The sequence below is a fragment of the Candidatus Vallotiella adelgis genome, from assembly GCF_020541305.1.
Classification (GTDB): Bacteria; Pseudomonadota; Gammaproteobacteria; order Burkholderiales; family Burkholderiaceae; genus Mycetohabitans; species Mycetohabitans adelgis.
Genome location: NZ_CP047396.1, coordinates 325,908 through 344,455, shown reverse-complemented (window position 1 = coordinate 344,455; position 18,548 = coordinate 325,908). Strand labels below are relative to the sequence as shown.

The 18,548-nt window shown below is 43.0% G+C and carries 10 protein-coding genes, 2 tRNA genes and 1 pseudogene; 10 read left to right on the top strand and 3 right to left on the bottom strand.

The genetic code is table 11. The features are described 5' to 3' along the window. The first annotated feature begins 1,111 nt into the window (after positions 1 to 1,111). The 4 genes and pseudogenes from GJV44_RS01290 to rnc form a co-directional block, all read left to right on the top strand. Complete coding sequence (locus GJV44_RS01290; protein WP_226806701.1) at positions 1,112 to 2,623, top strand: DegQ family serine endoprotease; 1,512 nt, start codon at positions 1,112 to 1,114, stop codon at positions 2,621 to 2,623. Positions 2,624 to 3,046: 423 nt separating this feature from the next. Continuing rightward, positions 3,047 to 4,837, top strand: a complete 1,791-nt coding sequence (gene lepA, locus GJV44_RS01285) for a translation elongation factor 4 (RefSeq protein WP_226806700.1) — start codon at positions 3,047 to 3,049, stop codon at positions 4,835 to 4,837. A 20-nt stretch (positions 4,838 to 4,857) separates the two neighbouring features. Continuing rightward, positions 4,858 to 5,769, top strand: a complete 912-nt coding sequence (lepB, locus tag GJV44_RS01280) for a signal peptidase I (RefSeq protein WP_226806699.1) — start codon at positions 4,858 to 4,860, stop codon at positions 5,767 to 5,769. A gap of 50 nt (positions 5,770 to 5,819) precedes the next feature. Continuing rightward, positions 5,820 to 6,605 (top strand): annotated as a pseudogene (gene rnc / locus GJV44_RS01275) (ribonuclease III); the annotation flags it as partial. A 97-nt stretch (positions 6,606 to 6,702) separates the two neighbouring features. Here the strand turns inward: rnc and GJV44_RS01270 are convergent. After that, positions 6,703 to 6,933, bottom strand: a complete 231-nt coding sequence (locus GJV44_RS01270; protein WP_226806698.1) for a hypothetical protein — start codon at positions 6,931 to 6,933, stop codon at positions 6,703 to 6,705. Positions 6,934 to 7,038: 105 nt separating this feature from the next. On the opposite strand from GJV44_RS01270, the gene era reads away from it, so the two are divergent. After that, positions 7,039 to 7,929, top strand: coding sequence for a GTPase Era (era, locus tag GJV44_RS01265; RefSeq protein ID WP_226806697.1), 891 nt, complete (start codon positions 7,039 to 7,041; stop codon positions 7,927 to 7,929). Then, entirely contained in the window at positions 7,916 to 8,773 is an 858-nt protein-coding gene (gene recO, locus GJV44_RS01260; protein WP_320412823.1) for a DNA repair protein RecO, read from the top strand. Before era ends, recO begins: the two co-directional genes overlap by 14 nt. Before the next feature lie 1,418 nt (positions 8,774 to 10,191). Here the strand turns inward: recO and efp are convergent. Together efp and earP are read right to left on the bottom strand one after the other, a co-directional pair. Beyond that, positions 10,192 to 10,749 carry an elongation factor P gene (gene efp / locus GJV44_RS01255; protein ID WP_226806696.1) on the bottom strand — a complete coding sequence of 186 codons (558 nt, stop codon included), beginning with the start codon at positions 10,747 to 10,749 and terminating at the stop codon, positions 10,192 to 10,194. A 97-nt stretch (positions 10,750 to 10,846) separates the two neighbouring features. Next, positions 10,847 to 12,043 carry an elongation factor P maturation arginine rhamnosyltransferase EarP gene (gene earP, locus GJV44_RS01250; protein WP_420885749.1) on the bottom strand — a complete coding sequence of 399 codons (1,197 nt, stop codon included), beginning with the start codon at positions 12,041 to 12,043 and terminating at the stop codon, positions 10,847 to 10,849. 1,557 nt (positions 12,044 to 13,600) lie between these two features. Here earP and pgsA point away from each other — a divergent pair. The 4 genes from pgsA (at position 13,601) to GJV44_RS01230 (ending at position 17,648) form a co-directional block, all read left to right on the top strand. After that, entirely contained in the window at positions 13,601 to 14,206 is a 606-nt protein-coding gene (gene pgsA / locus GJV44_RS01245; RefSeq protein WP_226806855.1) for a CDP-diacylglycerol--glycerol-3-phosphate 3-phosphatidyltransferase, read from the top strand. Between the two features lie 73 nt (positions 14,207 to 14,279). Beyond that, positions 14,280 to 14,355: transfer RNA gene (locus tag GJV44_RS01240), tRNA-Gly, on the top strand. An 8-nt stretch (positions 14,356 to 14,363) separates the two neighbouring features. Continuing rightward, positions 14,364 to 14,437 (top strand) — tRNA-Cys (locus GJV44_RS01235). 2,146 nt (positions 14,438 to 16,583) lie between these two features. After that, a complete protein-coding gene (locus GJV44_RS01230) occupies positions 16,584 to 17,648 on the top strand; it encodes a glycosyltransferase family 4 protein (protein ID WP_226806694.1) in 1,065 nt (354 codons plus the stop codon). Positions 17,649 to 18,548: the final 900 nt, after the last annotated feature.

The window sequence follows — 18,548 nt, the reverse complement described above, 5'->3', positions numbered from 1 at the left end:
GATAAATCCTAAAAAGCTCGGTATGTGGGACCACTAAGTTCCTGTCCACTCTGTGGATTCTAATTGCCAATGAGCAATATTTCTAGGCCTGGATATTAAGAAGTCAGCATTTTGCTGCATGTTCGGCAAATACCGCATAATCGCAGTGTTCGCTATTTAGTTTTTCGAATGACTAATCAATGAGTTACCTGTGTTTTAGTTGTCGATACTTAGATTATTAACTAACATGTAGCGATATTAGAATATTACAGACGTACATATGTGGGTGTCCGCCGCGACTGATGCTGCCTCGATGCCGCGTTGATCAACTGCACTCGAAACTATTCGATCTAGCCAGTGCGCAGCAGTTCGCATAGTATGCAATTCCCCAATTTCCAGTCTCTTCCATTTATGCCTACTCGGTTTTCAAGGGCAAAGAAATTAAAGTAGCTTCAGTAGTCAGACATCATCGACGCAACGCAGGGGAGGTTACGCGAGATGGTGCTTGTCGAAAACTCTGTTTTTTCGACTATCTCCGCTATCTTATAGGGACCAGACGTTCGGTAACGACCCACTGGACTCAACTCAAATTGCGTCTAAAGAACCCCTCTCTGCGCTGGCTGGAATAGCCAAACTAATGTTGCATAAGAAGAGACTTATGGTCATCGGGCCAGTGCTTAAGTGGGTTGTCTTTTTATGTATCTAGCACGGTATAACCGTGTACTAAAATACAATTTCTCTAGCTAAGTGCAATTATATCTAATTACATCACCTCCCTAGTTAGGCTGGAAATTTCTAGATTGATTCCTCACTTCTTTAAAGTGCTAAGACTACGTCAGCCAATAGCCGTTGCATAATCGGAAATTATCGCTCGTTTCTATGAATGGAGCGGTATTTTCTAATGAATATGTGTAGTCTTAATTTTGATCTGACTATCTGCGTAATTCGCACAATGAGAACTCGAATGCCGACGTAGAGCCACGTATATCGTGGTCAAGAATCATAACAGTTATTACATTACTACCTTAGGTAGTAAGTACTCATGGGAGCTCTGTAACACTTTACTTCTACTCTACTATAGAATAGAGAGCTTCTAAACAGTGCGAGCGATCTCTTTCTTTTTATTGATAATATGAGTATTCATCCGGTGCGCATATTCTTGATTGCAGCCGTAATGGCTGTTTGTATTCCGTTGGTGTTTCCTTGCGAAACAGTGGCGCCAGCCGCCTCCAACCTGCCGGATTTCACGAACCTGGTCGATAAAGTCGGCCCGGCAGTCGTTAATATTCGCACTGCGACGCATGCGCAGCAACAAAGCCCCATCGGTCTCCCACCAGGGTTAGATGAGGATGATATGTCCGAGTTCTTCCGGCGTTTTTTCGGTCTTCCGCTACCACAGCAACCGAGTAAGCCGAATTTACCGCACGGAGGAGGGGGTGAAAGTAAAGATGCGGATCCGCCTGACGCAGAGCAAAGTAGTGGGGTAGGTTCTGGCTTTATTCTATCCGCTGACGGCTATGTAATGACCAATGCGCATGTAGTTGATGATGCAGACACGATCTATGTGACGCTAACTGATAAACGCGAATTCAAGGCAAAGTTAATCGGTGTAGATGAGCGTACCGACGTGGCGCTTGTCAAGATTAATGCGGCAAGCTTACCAGTAGTGACAATTAGCAATTCAAAAAAAGTCCGAGTCGGAGAATGGGTTGTAGCCATAGGCTCTCCATTCGGGCTAGACAACACCGTCACAGCCGGCATTGTCAGTGCAAAAGGTCGTGATACAGGTGATTATTTGCCGTTTATTCAAACTGATGTCGCAGTTAATCCTGGAAATTCGGGTGGCCCGTTAATCAATATGCAGGGGCAAGTAATTGGCATCAACTCGCAAATCTATAGTCGTACAGGCGGTTTCATGGGAATTTCGTTTGCTATTCCGATTGATGAGGCAATGCGCGTAGCAGACCAACTTAAGATTAACGGACGAGTCGTACGAGGTCGAATCGCAGTGGCAATTAGCAAAGTAACCAAAGACGTGTCTGACTCACTAGGTCTGGCCAAAGCACAAGGCGCCCTGGTATCAAGCGTTGAGGTCAACGGGCCGGCCGACCAGGCCGGTGTGCAGCCAGGGGATATTATCTTAAAGTTTAATGGGTGTAATGTAGATACAGCGACAGATCTACCGAGGATGGTGGGCGAAACCAGGCCCGGTACCCGAGTAATCCTGACAATCTGGCGCAAGGGTAAAACGAAAGATTTTGCAGTCGTCGTACTTGAGATAAAGCCTGATATGACGGCGAAGACCCAAACTAGCTTCCCTGCGCAACCGGGCAAGCTCGTATTAAATGAGCTTTCACTGACCATTAGTGACTTGCCGCCAGAGCAACTCAAAGCCATACATGTAAAGGGCGGCGTACAAATTAATGTTGTGCATGGCGGCCCAGCTGCCCGTGCAGGTTTACAGCCGGGAGATATCATTCTTCGAATCGGCAATACTGACGTCCTGAATACGAAACAATTCGAGATGCTGACACAGCACCAGCACCTCGATCCACAAAAAAATATAGCATTGCTAGTACGCCGCGGTGACAATACGCAGTTTGTCTTGGTTAAACCACGAGCTGCTCTGACGAAAAAGCAATAAGAACTGCAGCCCAGTTAAGGATAGTGCAGCGCTCTTTTTTATGCCATTTTTCTAGCTTGACACTATACAATTTCAAGCACCGATTCTTGTTCGATAAAACGCGTCTAGCAGCTCGATAGGTTATGGCTACGCAAAAGTTGCATCGCTTGTTGGCCGTAGTCGATATCAACTCGGACATACTGCCGCAGACTTATATGATACGGCGGTATTCATTTTTCTATTGCGTGGCAACTAATTAGTCTAGTATTTGCAAATTTATATGCGTCAGCCACGCTGGCGCTGGCAAAGCCTGATGCAAAGCGATGGGGTGCGTGCCCAGTCTGATCCGATACGTTTTTCCGCTAAACTCATAGATTCTTGATTCCATCGTAAGTCGCCCTAGGCTTTTCTGCGAACGCGGTTTTTTTACCTGATTAGCATTGAATGAATCATACTCGTAATTTTTCGATCATCGCACATATCGACCATGGAAAATCGACGCTTGCTGACCGCATCATCCAGCTATGTGGCGGTCTATCGGCCCGCGAAATGGAAGCGCAAGTGCTTGACTCTATGGATCTAGAGCGTGAACGCGGTATCACGATTAAAGCACAGACCGCCGCTCTGACGTATCGGGCACGAAATAGTCGTGTTTATAACTTGAATCTGATTGATACCCCGGGCCACGTCGACTTTTCTTATGAAGTAAACCGTTCGCTATCCGCCTGTGAGGGTGCACTGCTAGTTGTTGATGCAAGCCAAGGAGTTGAGGCGCAGACTGTTGCAAATTGCTATACCGCTATTGAGTTGGGTATTAAGGTTATTCCCGTGCTCAATAAAATTGATCTGCCGATGGCGAATCCGGGTAGTGTGATTGCCGAAATTGAAGATGTAATCGGCATTGACACCGCAGACATAGTTCGATGTAGCGCGAAGACTGGCCTAGGTGTGCAGGATGTGCTGGAGGTACTGATTTCTAAGGTGCCACCGCCCTACGGAAGTGCGCAGGCAGCTCTGCAAGCGCTTATTATTGACTCGTGGTTCGATAATTATGTCGGCGTCGTCATGCTAGTGCGTATTGTCAATGGTGTATTGCAGCCAAAGGATAAAATAAAAATGATGGCAACCAATGCGCACTATCCGGTTGAGCATGTTGGTGTATTTACACCCAAGCCTCAAAAACGCCTCGCCTTATTTGCAGGTGAGGTTGGGTTTGTAATTGCTGGTATTAAAGAGTTGGCGACTGCAAGAGTCGGTGACACGATCACCCATTTGGTACAATCGGCTGCCGAACCATTGCCGGGCTTCAAAGAAGTTAAGCCGCAGGTATTTGCCGGATTATATCCGGTCGAAACTAATCAGTATGATGTGTTACGCGAGTCGCTAGAGAAGCTCAAGCTCAACGATGCAGCGCTACAATATGAACCTGAGGTTTCTCAGGCGCTAGGCTGTGGCTTCCGCTGTGGTTTCTTAGGCTGCCTGCATATGGAAATCGTGCAGGAGCGACTCGAGCGCGAATTTAACGTAGATTTAATTGCGACATCGTCAACTGTTGTGTATCAGGTACTAATGCAGAACAGCTCGATAGTGATAGTTGAAAACCCGGCAAAGATGCCGGAGCCGTCAAAAATTGCGGAAATCCGTGAACCAATCGTTATAGTGAGTCTGTATGTCCCACAGGACCATATTGGTGCTGTAATAACACTATGTACAAGCAGGCGCGGAAAGCCGGTGAATATGCTTTACCACGGTCGCCAGGTACATCTTATATACGAGATACCAATGTCTGAGATTGTATCAGATTTTTTTGATCGGCTTAAGTCTGTATCGCGTGGCTACGCGTCGATGGACTATAAATTTCAGGAATACCGAGCATCAGATGTGGTCAAGGTTGATGTGCTAATCAACGGAGACAAAATTGATGCACTATCAATAATAGTACATCAATCGCAGTCAAAGTGTCGCGGTCGAGCACTGACAGCGAATATGCGAGACATTATTCCGCGGCAGATGTACGATATAGCAATACAGGCAGCCGTTGGTGGACATATCATTTCTCGTGAAAACATTAAAGCACTGCGCAAGAACGTGCTAGCTAAATGCTATGGTGGTGATATTACGCGCAAAAAGAAACTACTTGAAAAACAAAAAGAAGGCAAGAAGCGAATGAAGCGGGTCGGCAGCATCGAGATTCCTCAAGAGGCGTTTCTCGCTATCCTTAGAGTCAAAAAATAAATAACCAAAAAATCAAGGCCATGAATTTTTCGCTGATTCTCTTCATCCTAGTTGTGTTAACTGGCATTGCATGGATAGTAGACAAACTAGTTTTTCTGCCTCAGCGTCGGCGGATCGCAGATAATGCCACATACAACTACGATCAGCAACAACAGTGTATAAATAAGCGCTCTCACAACGAAAATACCGTTCGCACTCGTGTAAGGCTTCTCATAGAATATCTGTGCCGACCGTGGTGGCTCGAGTATTCAGCAAGCTTCTTTCCTGTGATACTTCTAGTATTCATGCTGCGTTCATTTATCGTTGAACCATTCAAGATTCCATCTAGTTCGATGGCTCCAACATTGCTTGTTGGCGATTTCATCTTGGTTAACAAGTACGATTACGGTATTCGTTTGCCAATTATTAACAAGAAGATTGTCTCTAGCCGAAATCCGCAGCGCGGCGATGTCGTTGTGTTTCGTTATCCGAAGAATGAGTCGATTAACTATATCAAGCGTGTCGTTGGTGTGCCAGGTGATGTAGTCGCGTATCAAGATAAGCACCTGACAGTCAATGGAGTGGCAGTACTAAAAACGCCGATGGCAGATTATCCGGATAATCGTAAGCTGCCTATATGGCGGCTAAAAAAATATGTCAAACAATACAGCGAGACACTCGGAAGTAAGCGCTATGCATTGCTCAATGAGCCAGATATGCCGCCGTTTGTAATTGGTTCAGATAATTATTCTTATCGCGATAACTGTAACTACAATGATCGTGGCCTTATTTGTAAGGTGCCTCCGGGCTCTTATTTTGTGATGGGCGACAACCGCGACAATAGTTCTGATAGTCGTTACTGGGGCTTTGTACCTGATCAAAATCTGATCGGTCGTGCGTTTTTCATCTGGCTAAACTTCTCGAACCCAAAGCGCATTGGCTCGTTCGAATGACAGATAAGAGTTTCTCGTCTTAAGTTACAGAACACGTTATACTTATATTTATGTCTTTTTCAACGCTGGAAAGCCGGCTGCACTACAAATTTCGCAACATAGAATTGTTGCAGCAAGCGGTGACTCACCGAAGCCATAGCGCTATGCATAATGAGCGACTTGAATTCCTTGGTGATTCAGTCCTCAACTGCGTAGTAGCAGCTCTTTTGTTCCAGCGCTTTAGTAAGCTCGATGAAGGTAAACTTTCTCGAATGCGGGCAAATCTTGTTAAAAAACAATCGCTGTACGAAATTTCTCAGGCACTGAATATCGCGGAAGCCCTTCAGCTTGGTGAAGGAGAGTTGCGCAGTGGCGGCTTCCGGCGCCCGTCGATTCTAGCTGATACGCTTGAGGCGGTGCTTGGTGCGATCTTTCTAGATGGAGGATTCGATGCAGCTCAAACAATGATCAAGCGACTATATATACCTATATTAGAGCACATCAATCCACGCACGCTTGGCAAAGATGCCAAGACTCTGTTGCAGGAATATCTACAAGGCTACAAGATTGCATTACCGAGTTATACAGTGATTGCGACCACAGGTGCTGCCCATAATCAGCAGTTTGAAGTTGAGTGCATAGTGCCAAATCTTGATATTAAGGTGTGCGGCATAGGCTCTAGTCGACGCGCGGCCGAGCAGTCTGCCGCAAAAAAAGCACTTGAAGAAGTGATGACGGTGGCAATGACGCCGCTTGGTAAGCTAAAACAAGCGAAAGCTACAGCGCGTGATGCTAAGCGAGAATTTGAAGATATACCGCCATGTTTCACTAAAATGCGGGATATAGTAGATATTCGCCCTACGTTAAATCACAAAGGTAGGGAATCAGCCATGATAAATGCATCGCAGATTCCCTAGACCAAACGATGCTGACTATAAGTCAGGAAAAAAGTAGTCACCATAAATACGAGAAGAACGCATCATCGTCATCTAGCATGCCAAGCGTTGTGGCAACGATACGTGTGTTGTGCATACCGACTAATTCTATTGACTGGGCGCGCTGCGCAGTCCCATCTTCCCCACGGTAGTGATAGAGATTGATAGAGCCACCGCAGTAGATAGTTACCCATATTAGTGCCGCGTAAGGCGGGTTAGATGACAGCCGCGCGATCCCCGGTTGCGCCAAACCAGATCGTATATAGCTGCTCTATACTGCACTCTACCCTGACCACCGAGGTAGGCGTGCAGTATCTACCTCGGTGGTATTTCCTCTTCCGTAGGCTTACTTACCATGAATTCGGCTTTTGAACAAATCGATTTCCGTTGCGGTACGATCGCAATCGTTGGACGCACGAATGTTGGAAAGTCAACGCTAATCAACGCCCTTATTGGGCAAAAAATCAGCATTACATCACGAAAAGCGCAAACTACGCGGCATCAAATCGCGGGTATTCGGACAATAGATGATGCACAATTCGTTTTTCTCGATACACCGGGCTTCCAGAGCCGGAATGACTCATTACTAAATCGTGTTGTTACATCGACACTGAAATCGGTAGATGTTGTGCTATTCGTGATCGAGGCAGGTCGTTATAGGCCCGAAGATCAAGCAGTATTCGAATTAATTCCTACATCGGTGCCGTCGGTATTGATCGTAAACAAAGTCGACAAGCTTTTGGATAAAAGTGCGCTGCTGCCATTCGTAAAAAACATCGCGACGCTACGCGTATTCCATCATGTAGTTCCGATCAGCGCAAAGCGGCTAGATGACATCCGACGGATACTGAAGATTCTGCGGCCGTCGTTACCGATTGGTAAGGCAATTTATGGTAAAGATGAGTTGACTAACTGCAGTGAGCGATTCTTAGCAACTGAAATTTTGCGGGAAAAATTATTCCGTTGGACTGGAGACGAATTGCCATACACGAGTACGATACTAATCGATAAGTTTGAGCAAAACGGAAACCTACGTCGGGTTTTCGCAACAATTATCGTGTATCGTGATAACCATAAAGCGATGATAATTGGGCAAAAAGGCACAAAGCTAAAAAAGATCAGTACTGAAGCGCGCATCGACATGATAAAGCTCTTCAATGGTCCGGTTTATCTAGAGACGTTCGTGAAAATCAAAAGTAGCTGGTCAGCTAACGAGGCGGCATTGCGCGCCTATGAGTATGAATAACGCCTCGATGAATAATACAGATCAATCTAAGCCGCCTAACGCCAGGCTAAGTAATATTTCTCAGTCCGTGACAGGCTATACCCTATCGGCTCGTTGCCGCTCAGGCTTACTGCACGGAGATTATCCTGAAACCGAACGGCTAGGCTTTGTCTTGCACACCTACCCCTATCGAGAGACAAGCCTAATCATCGACGTATTCACGCGCTCGCACGGTCGTGTCGCTCTCGTCGCGAAAGGGGCAAAGCGACCGCATTCGACGTTTCGCAGTGTGCTTCAAACATTCCAGCCAATCTCGCTATCGTGGACCGGCAAGTCCGAAATTCGAACTTTAACTAAAGCTGAATGGGTCGGTGGAATGCGCCCGCTTGCTGGCGATGCGCTGCTATGTGGATTTTATGTCAGCGAGTTGCTCGTTAGGTTCTGTGCACGAGAAGATCCGCATGCCGCATTATTCGACCACTATCTATTAACGTTGACGCGGCTCGCTCATGCTGAACCAGCAGTCCAAGTATTGCGGTCATTCGAGCGCATTTTGCTGCGTGAAACGGGTTATGCTGTGTCGTTCGATCGAACTGTGACAAGTCAGAGTATAGTAACTGGGCGCTCATATGTTTTCGACCCTACAAGGGGCGTATGCGATATCGAGATGCTTGAACCTCAAGAGGATGCCTTACGTGGACCAGTCATTTCCGGCCAGACTTTGCTTGATATAGAGCGCGATGATTATTCTTGTGCAAAGACTGTCGCACAAAGCAAAAATCTGATGCGTTTTTTATTAAATACTTATCTTGGCGGTGCGCCGCTTGCGACTCGCGATATTTTGAGTGACCTGCAAAACTTATGAATGTTTTCGCGTCGCTGGAGTGTGTCATAGAGTTGGGCCTTAACATCGATGATGTGGCTATGCTATGTAACATGCCCGCCCCGCTTATCCAGACTATATTGCGTGCTCGCTACAAGCTGTAGGCTGGCTTGTACGATACGATCATGCTACATCGTCGTGAGAACAGGCGCACATTTTTGATTCCGATTTACGCGCGATGTAGTCATTAATCACACTTGAATGAGCGTACTTAGATGTGCATAGGCATAAGAAATGCTTGATACATAGCCCGTGATGTGCGGCTACACAATGTTTATCTGGCGTCGGAAAACGCGCTGAGCTAACTATGCAAGATGGATTAGATGTAGTTACGCACTTCGACGCAGTTAATGTAGTAGGCCGAAAACCCTCGTATGCAGATATTATAGAAGATACAGTCAATTAGTCGCGCCCATGCCTCGTCATGGGCGCATAAACATTCGTTCTAGTGTTCTACTGTATAGCTCAATCTGTAAGGTCAAGCATTTGAATATCGTTCAGGTTAGCGCTTTATCTACTTTGATAAAGCATTGCAAAATTAGCTAATCTATCAAGCACTTAACGAGTATGGACGACATATACGATGCAAAATCGCGAGGAGAACAGTAGTAAGTAAAGGATTTTTAACGGATAACTTAGCTTAATAGATAGCCAATTACGGATACTCGTGGCACATGTATTTGTAAGCAACGACACATGTGATTATTTCTATATTGTGCGTTATCGCTTCAGTAAAAGCTGCAACCTATATCGGCGGTATAGGAGTGACAAGTCAGTCTATAGACAAACCCCCAGGAATCCTAACGTATATATCTTTGTTGCATAAATTGCAAGCGCAGAAATAGTCTATTGATGCTTAATATAGCGGGTATTTTATTGAGTTCCGATAATGTCAGTCGGATCGTTGATCTACTGATCCGTGGTATGACTGTATTTTTCCGGAATTAATAAGCCGCTCACAATTATTTGTGACTAATCTTCTCATGCACGATGCATATGATCGCGTAATTATACAGTGGTCTAGAAAGGAGGAGCAGCTAGTGTATATAACATTTCCGGGGTTCTGAGTTTTATATCGCAGGCGCCCCATCTTCGAGACATATTATTAAAACAACTATGCGCTTCGTGACAATGCACGGGGTTCGAGTGAACAGGCAGCTCTCCAGATCCGTTATCTAAAGAGTATCGCGTATGTGACTAGCTTGGGCTAGGATGCAGCCTACCTGACCGTAATAAGGTGCCATAAGTGTGGCTTCTTTAATACAGAGAATTTTCTCGTGTAGCAAGTATATTCTTCACAGGCAAGGAGGTCTGTGGCGCACAATACTTTATCTTTTTCTAATAAAATAGCATTTTCTGCTTGGGTGCCTGTATTGAAGTATTTTGGATAAACTAAGATGTTATGCGCGGCTGCGGTACTCATGCGTGCGCGTGTCAATCTCGATTTTGTCACCAATATTGCAAAATAGCGGAACTTGTAACTCAAGGCCGCTAGCTATCTTAGCACTCTTAAGCACCTTACCAGACGAGGTATCGCCCTTAATTGCAGGTTCTGTGTAGACGATTTCGCGCACTAACGTAGTTGGCAATTCGACTGAAATTGCCTTGTCGTTATACAACACTATTTGACATGCCATACCTCCTTCAAGATAGTGCAATGCATCACCCATCATCTCGCTTTCAACTTCACACTGATTGAAGTCTGCATCTATGAAGATATATATCGGATCAGCAAAGTATGAATAGGTAACTTCTTTACGGTCAAGCATAACCATGTTGAACTTATCATCAGCTTTGTACACCGACTCATTGCCAGTACCGGTCAGGAGGTTTTTCAGTTTAAGTTTAACAACCGCAGCATTGCGGCCCGACTTGTTGTATTCGGTCTTCTGCACAACCATAGGATTATTGCCAATCATGATGACATTGCTAATACGTAGTTCGTGAGCGGTCTTCATAAGACTAGTTTGTCTGGTAAATGAGTATGGCGAACGCCTGATAGCAGGCTCCCGAATTAAGCAAGTCTACCAAGCAATCACAAACTTTTATGCACTCCTATTTTAGTATATTTTGAACAAATGCGGCCAGATGTTGGGCTAAATCGCCGATAGAGGCCAGCTTATTGGCCCATGAATTGGCGTTTTCCTCGAACGCCTCTCGATGCCGGATAAAATCTAGCCAATCAGGCGGGCTATGCGCTGGATAGCTGTTCCATGCGTTCGAAAAGCGAGTTAAGGCGTCGCGTGCCGGTGGTTTTAAAGCCGAACTGATATTTGCAAGTGCGGCGTCTAGTTTAGGTAGATGTGCATTATCTGCTTGTGCATAGATGTGCCAGACGAAAGGCTTGCGTGCCCACTGCGCTCGCACAAACGAATCCTCGCCACGTACAAAATTAATATGTGAACTCCACAGCAGTTTATCATAGCCAATCTGGTCAGTAAACGGTAACGAATACGCACTCAGCGAGCATACGCTTGCGCTCATACCTGCCGAGAATGCACGGAGCCCCATAGAACGACCGAAGAATCGTGCTATAGACCCAGAAATTTTTCCCTGTGGAACTAGTAGTACTAACGGATTTGTTGCATCACGCCATTGCTCTAGCAGCACGTTAATAGCGCTATTCTCGTAGGAAAATAGCGACACAACTGTCGCAGCTGGATCAGGCTGAGGCAGCCCAAGAGAAGTCCACCAGCATGCCTGTTCAGTTGTTGATTCAATGAATGCACGGCGCTGTGCGTTTAGGTTTTTTTCGCACAGAACTCCACCAGTTTGAGCATAAAGACCCGGGAAAAAGAATGTTTTAGTCAACGCATAGCGTGGATGAGGCGACTGGCGCAAGTGAAAGTCCGACACCCAGTCTTCGGACGATAGGTATTCAAGGTTAATCCAAGCAACCGGAGACAATCGTTGCGCCATTGCAGCAATGTATGGCGCCGGAAGATCGCAGGCAAATGCCTCAATGATAACATCAGCGATATTCAATACCTTCGCACTAGGTTCGATGAATGCAGAGTGGTCCCAGTACTCAATCGAGACATTGGATAGTACTTGCTGTTTGCGTCCAGCATCTAACCCGGGCGCCAGTTGAGCAAGTATAGTTAACTCGTCGATAAACAAACGAATCTGCCAATTATATTCATTAGCTAACTGCTGAGCCAGCCTCCAGCAAACACTAGCGTCGCCGAAATTGTTGATTACTCTGCAGAAAATATCGCATGTGAAACGATGTGTAGATTGGGGAAGAAAGATATAAGATGAGTACAATACAGAGGCGACTTAACAAACAACTAAACTTTTTATTACAGAGTATAAATCTTGCATAGCACGGAGGGACTGCTTTGTCATTATATTTATGACTAAACCATTCTGCCTCAGCTCGTTTTTGAGCATTATTTAGGTTGCGGTTTTCAGTATATTTACACGTTTTTGCACTTATCGGGTGCGTATCGCCACCATAGTACACAAAACGCTATGCTATGCGTGTGAGTACAGGGAAATTAACTTAAAAAAGCATATATCTAGATTTTTAGATTTTACAAAAATATAAATGCAACGCATATCACGTTTATATCGATAGTCTCGCGAATTGCATGTATTAAGGTGATGATTGTCTGCTCCGAAATAGGAGGCGTGACCATTAGAAAATTATCAAATTAAAGCGTTAACGTCGCATTATAACATCTAATTTCGCGACGTATTCATCCGAGCTAAAATTTGTACGAGTGAGCAAGCAAGATATGCAATCAAATCGGTTGACTCTCGAAGATGCTGTATTAACGGGCAATTGAGTTTAGCGCTAGATATACTAGCCACGATGCCGATATTTTAGCGCTAGTCGAGTAAGAGTCGCTAGTAATTAACGCCAACCATACACTGGCTGCGCATAAGCTGATTAATGCACTATTGTAATAGTATAAGCAATAAGGTTGTATGGATCCATTAGTCGTACATCCAGAGGTGTACCTAGTGATATAATAGTCGAGATGTGAGAACAGAATTCTCAGTAACTCCGAACTCAACCTTGCTCAGGTTCCTTCGATTGACTTGGGGATTGTTGTTGTGTATCACATATTTGAATATGTCTTATTCATGGGTGCCACTACCTAAGTCTCATGTTTCGTCTATCGCTTATTGCACGGTGTGGTCTATTGCATGCTAACGCCATAGTAGCATGATGCTTGATAAGCATCATGCTACTATGTGATAGGTTCTTTTACGGTGCTACGCGAAAAGCATGGCGTGGTTATCTAGTGCATTATTATTTACGCTAGATTAATATTACAAACAGCTATCAACGCAACGCTTGATAGCTGCACTAAGCCTACAGCACAGGAAGTGCGGTCGTTGGTGGTGCCACCGGGCTAGGCTAGCATACATTCGATAATTGTCAGCGGTAACAAGAAAATGGAAATCGCCTAACAGATTTTTATAGAGCCGTTAGGCACTAACATGCTGGAAAAGGCAGGCGAACGGTAAAGATCGTAACATTGGTTTTAAAGCCCTGTCTTCGCAAGGAGGGGGCGAGCATCGCTCCAGTTGTAGAGGAAGTATGCTGCTCTGATAATAGCTATAAAAAGTCCGCGATGCGGTGCGTTGATATTCCATCGATGGCATAAAGGCTAAATGCACCAAATCGCGTAACAGATCAGCGTCTACAGACATGCGAGAGCATCAGAGCACAAGCGATGGCAATAATTACTCGTATAGTTTTCGTAGGCGCCACAGTGCGGATGGCTGCCTAGCGGCATCGTAAATTATTACTATTGTGGCGCGTTGTGCTTAACCTTTCATTGCTAGTTCGCTTTGATATTTTTTAATATACCTATTTTCTTAACATGGTTGCGGATCGTTTTAATCCCGTTGATTGTTGGCGTGTATTATCTGCCGGTTACAATACTAGGTCCGCAAGAGAAAAATGAAGCAGCTGCAGCTATTTTTATCCTTGCCGCGTTAACTGACTGGTTCGATGGATTCCTTGCTCGCAAGCTAAACCAGACCTCGGCATTCGGCGCTTTTCTCGATCCGGTCGCAGATAAGTTAATGATGACCGCAGCATTACTAGTGCTAGTACACTTAATGCGGCTTGATTTAGCTATTGCGCTGCTGATTGTAGGCCGTGAGATCGCAATTTCCGCACTACGCGAATGGATGGCGCAAATCGGGGCATCTAAGAGCGTTGCCGTAAACTCACTGGGCAAGCTAAAGACCGCATGCCAAATGATTGCAATTCCGATGTTGCTATATTACGCACCGATTGTATTAGGACGGTTCGCGGTCAAAACACACATTATGGGAAAGTGGTTAATCTACCTAGCGACTGTGCTAACTATCTGGTCAATGCTGTATTATATGAAACTAGCCTGGTCAAAGGTTCGCGATCATAGGCATATTTTTATTAGACTTGGTCCTTGACTGTATATAACAATACAATTATATTGTACTTTCATAATAAAGAATGGTAAAGTGCAAATAAAAATAAAATTATGCGGGAGTAGCTCAGTTGGTAGAGCGTAACCTTGCCAAGGTTAAGGTCGCGAGTTCGAGACTCGTCTCCCGCTCCAAGTACCACGGCGCGATAGCAAAGTGGTTATGCAGCGGCCTGCAAAGCCGTTTAGGCCGGTTCGACTCCGGCTCGCGCCTCCATAAAATCGAGATAAAACACTAGTTTCAGATTTCTGCTAAATTGTTTCAACACCATCTAAATTCTAAACTAAATCTCGTAGATCGATAAAATCGATGGTTAATTTTCACAGCCCATTATCTCTCACTGAGATCATGAAATCAGTTATGAGCCAGAAAAATCAAATAGAGGAGACTCTAGCGAGTAAAGCATCATAGAAGTATGATTGAGCGATACGTTAAAATGCATAATCCGCGTTAATAGTTTATTTTCCTATTTCATTTTTTCTTTCAGTTTTCCGAATGACCGCTAGTGGGCTTCGTTATAAACACAATTACCTTACTGTGTAAGGTAGAGATCGACTATCGCGCGATATCAAAGATGAGCGGTAATAGCTCATCTATAGCAGCGATACGCTAGTACACTCGTCTCTAGAATTGATTGAGCTAATACAAACATCAAAAGCATATCCATGGATATTATAATAATCTCTCGATTCTGGCGGAACTAAAAGCAGCACTACTATGAATTAATTTCATTAAGGCGATATATCTAATATCTATTATTTCTTCGACTATGTTTATTTTTTGAGCAAGCAGGTTGTCACGAAATCGTCCATCACCAGTCACCTTCTGGTGACGCTGAGTTAGCTAATGATATAATTTAGACGTACGATAATCATTTTATTTATATGATGATATAATCGAGAAATATTTCGCATCATAAATATAATAGCACTGCATAGTGCCATTATGCGTAATACATAGAATGTGTATCTTGTCTTTCAACGAGATTCTATATTCTATAGCTTATAAAAGTGCTGTAATAAAGCCAGTATAGTAGAAACTAATAAATTTAGCTTTCTACGCTAGGCTAACTTACTGATTAGTAATTTTCAATTATTAACTCACTAATTTAGTTCGACATATAATTAAAAATTATTGGGTATCGTACTGTATTATTCAGGTTCAGACGAATAAAAACTATTGCGTTGAAGTATATTTAAGGTTTCAATGGTATTGCTACATATGATAGCGACTATGAGAGTATAGTATGCCGCGTAAGACTGTGAAGTCTAGATGGCTCACCAAAATCATGTTGCTAAAACTTTCCTGCTAGTATATTCGTAACCACTTGTCTAATTAGCTTACACAACATACGTATACTAAGCACTCTCGTCGCTGATTTATTTAATGAACATGGTAATGCGGTCGACTAACTATCTCAAAAATCCCTAAGGCTCAAGTAGATGACAACAGCCATCGCTAAATATATGGATCAAAATTCTTAAGCAAAGACTTTTAATGTAAGCGTAGTCAATTACTGAGACTGCGCTTACTAGTACAACAGTAGCTGCAACCGCATACTACCGTATTTTATAAAACAGAAATACCGAAAAAGCACTAGACGCAACCTTTTCAACTACGTATTACAATAATTGTATGCAACTATAGCCTGAGGGGTCTGCTTAGTTAGATAATTAAGTGCGGCGGTATTGAATAGTCGTGACCTCTATCAAGCGAGTAGCTAGAGATGAGATTATAAACGCGTCCTAGAACAGTTAAGTCGAGCGATGCGCCAATTGGTATCTAGGACATGTATAACTAGAGATTTGACAGCAGACCACTGAGTCTTCTAATAAGCTACATTTCGTGTCTGTATATGAAAGTATTTTCAGATACAATGACAAGTTAGCCTTCTGTAAGTTACAGCGCGTTGGGTGCATTGTAATAAGCTATAAAACACAGCCCTCTATTTGCGTTGCAACCTTAGAAATAATACATAATAGTCTTTTAGAAAAAAGCTTATAAAAATGTATTAAGCACATAACAGAGTAAAAAATCTTGAAAAGCAAGCCTAAATTTGTTCATTCAGCATTCATAATTGAATCTAGGTCCGGGCCTTCAGGCAGTTTTGCTAATAGCTATTAAGGGCTGATTTTCGAATGTTGATGTCTTGTATTCTAACAGAAGGAAATAGTATTAGGCGCGGCAGATTAATCAATCGGAGAGACTATATAACGCTGTACTGTGTCATTGCAGAAAGACTGCTACACGTTCGCGCTGTGATGGCATAGGTGGCACAGGAGGCGGGCAGCAAACCCGGGGCTCCTAAGCTGCATTAAACCGAAGCAGTTACTTCGTCTGACTTTTTTAGGAGTTTACCGATATGCGAATCGCTCAGATCGCGCCGCTGCATGAGGCTGTTCCACCAAAGCTGTATGGTGGGACCGAGCGTGTCGTATCTTATCTCACCGAAGCGCTGGTTGAACTCGGACACGATGTAACGCTGTTTGCTAGTGGGGATTCAGAGACGTCGGCTAAGCTCGATGCGGTATGGCCGCAGGCGCTGCGACTAGATCCGTCGATTCGCGATACGATGGCGCCACATATTTTATTGCTTGAGAAAGTTCGCCGGCGGTTAGAGGAGTTTGATGTATTACATTTTCATATCGACTATTACCCCTTCCCACTATTTTCGCGTCAGCCTGTTCCTCATTTAACAACATTACATGGCCGACTTGATTTGGCCGAGCTACAGCCAATTTTCAACATGTTTAACAACGTGCCAGTTGTATCGATCTCTGCTAACCAGCGCAACCCGTTGCCGCAGGCTAATTGGCTTTCAACCGTACATCATGGTCTTCCTAGTGATTTACTAACGCCGATTACTGATATCAAACCGAGCTATCTAGCCTTTCTAGGTCGTATTTCGCCAGAAAAGCGCTTAGATGCTGCGATTCGAATCGCACAGCAGTGCGACATGAAAATTAAGATTGTTGCTAAGCTCGATAGGGCTGATCGCGTATATTACGAAGAGCAGATTAAGCCACTAATGTCGCTGCCACACGTCGAGTATATCGGCGAGATATCAGAGACCCAAAAAGCCCAGTTTTTATCAGGCGCACATGCATTACTATTTCCAATAGACTGGCCAGAGCCGTTTGGTCTAGTAATGATTGAAGCAATGGCCTGTGGTACGCCCGTAATCGCATTTAAGAGAGGATCAGTTCCAGAAATCATCGAAAATAGCGTTTCAGGCTTTGTAGTCGAAGATGAATTAAGTGCAGTGGCTGCGGTAAACCAGCTACATACGCTATCACGTTCGGGCGTTCGAGCAGCGTTCGAGGCCCGTTTTACATCGAAAGTAATGGCACAACGCTACGTTGATTCATACAAAGAACTTTTACGTAGAAGCCGTCTCACATCGCTTCGCGAAATCGCTTCTAGCTAAGCTAGCAGCGGGCTAGCTTGACGAGCCCGCTGCTAGCTTGACTGATTACAAGGACTATCTGTATTTTTTCTGTGTAGTAGTTGCTCTAACTGACCAAAAAGTATTTATTATACGATACTATTATCGTTGAGTAGTAAAACAAATAGGGAGATCGTCCAATAAATAAGATTGACAATTTATATTTTGTTGTACGCTTGTTATGCTAATTTTCATGTTTATATTTAATAATATTATATATAAAGTATGAATCTTAAATTTTTGTTAAAAAAATAAAATTGTCATATTTTATATATTTAATATTACAATAATAAAATATTAATTTTAATAGGTTTTTAACCTAAGTTTTATAAAAGTATTATACAAACCTATATAAGTATATTTAAAAAATAGAAATGCAGTAACTGCAATTAATATTTAATATATATTAAATAACGTTCTTAAATAAAAAATAATTTATTAAGAATTTGTAAAATATATTAAGTGTTAAAGAATAGTAATTTTATTTCTAATGCAGTAAAATATTTTTACTCTATAAACTAAAAATATAAAAATATTTAAATATTTTTTGTAAAAAGTTAACATATTTATAAATCTAGTTTTATTATAAATAAGGTATGTTTATTTAATATATCTTAGAACTTAATATAATTTTTTATAAAGTATTTTTAGATTATAAAAATATTGCTGTTTTTTTGTTATTATTTATTGCGATCTAATAAAAATTAATAACATATTTATTAAAAAATAAAATATATATTTAATGAAAATAAGTACTTTAAGTAAAGTTTTAATAATTTAAAAAATTCTGGCATGTATTTACATACAATACTATATGTATTTTATTTTTATAAATATATTGTAATTTTTACTATAAAAACTTATTCTAATTATGATTTTATA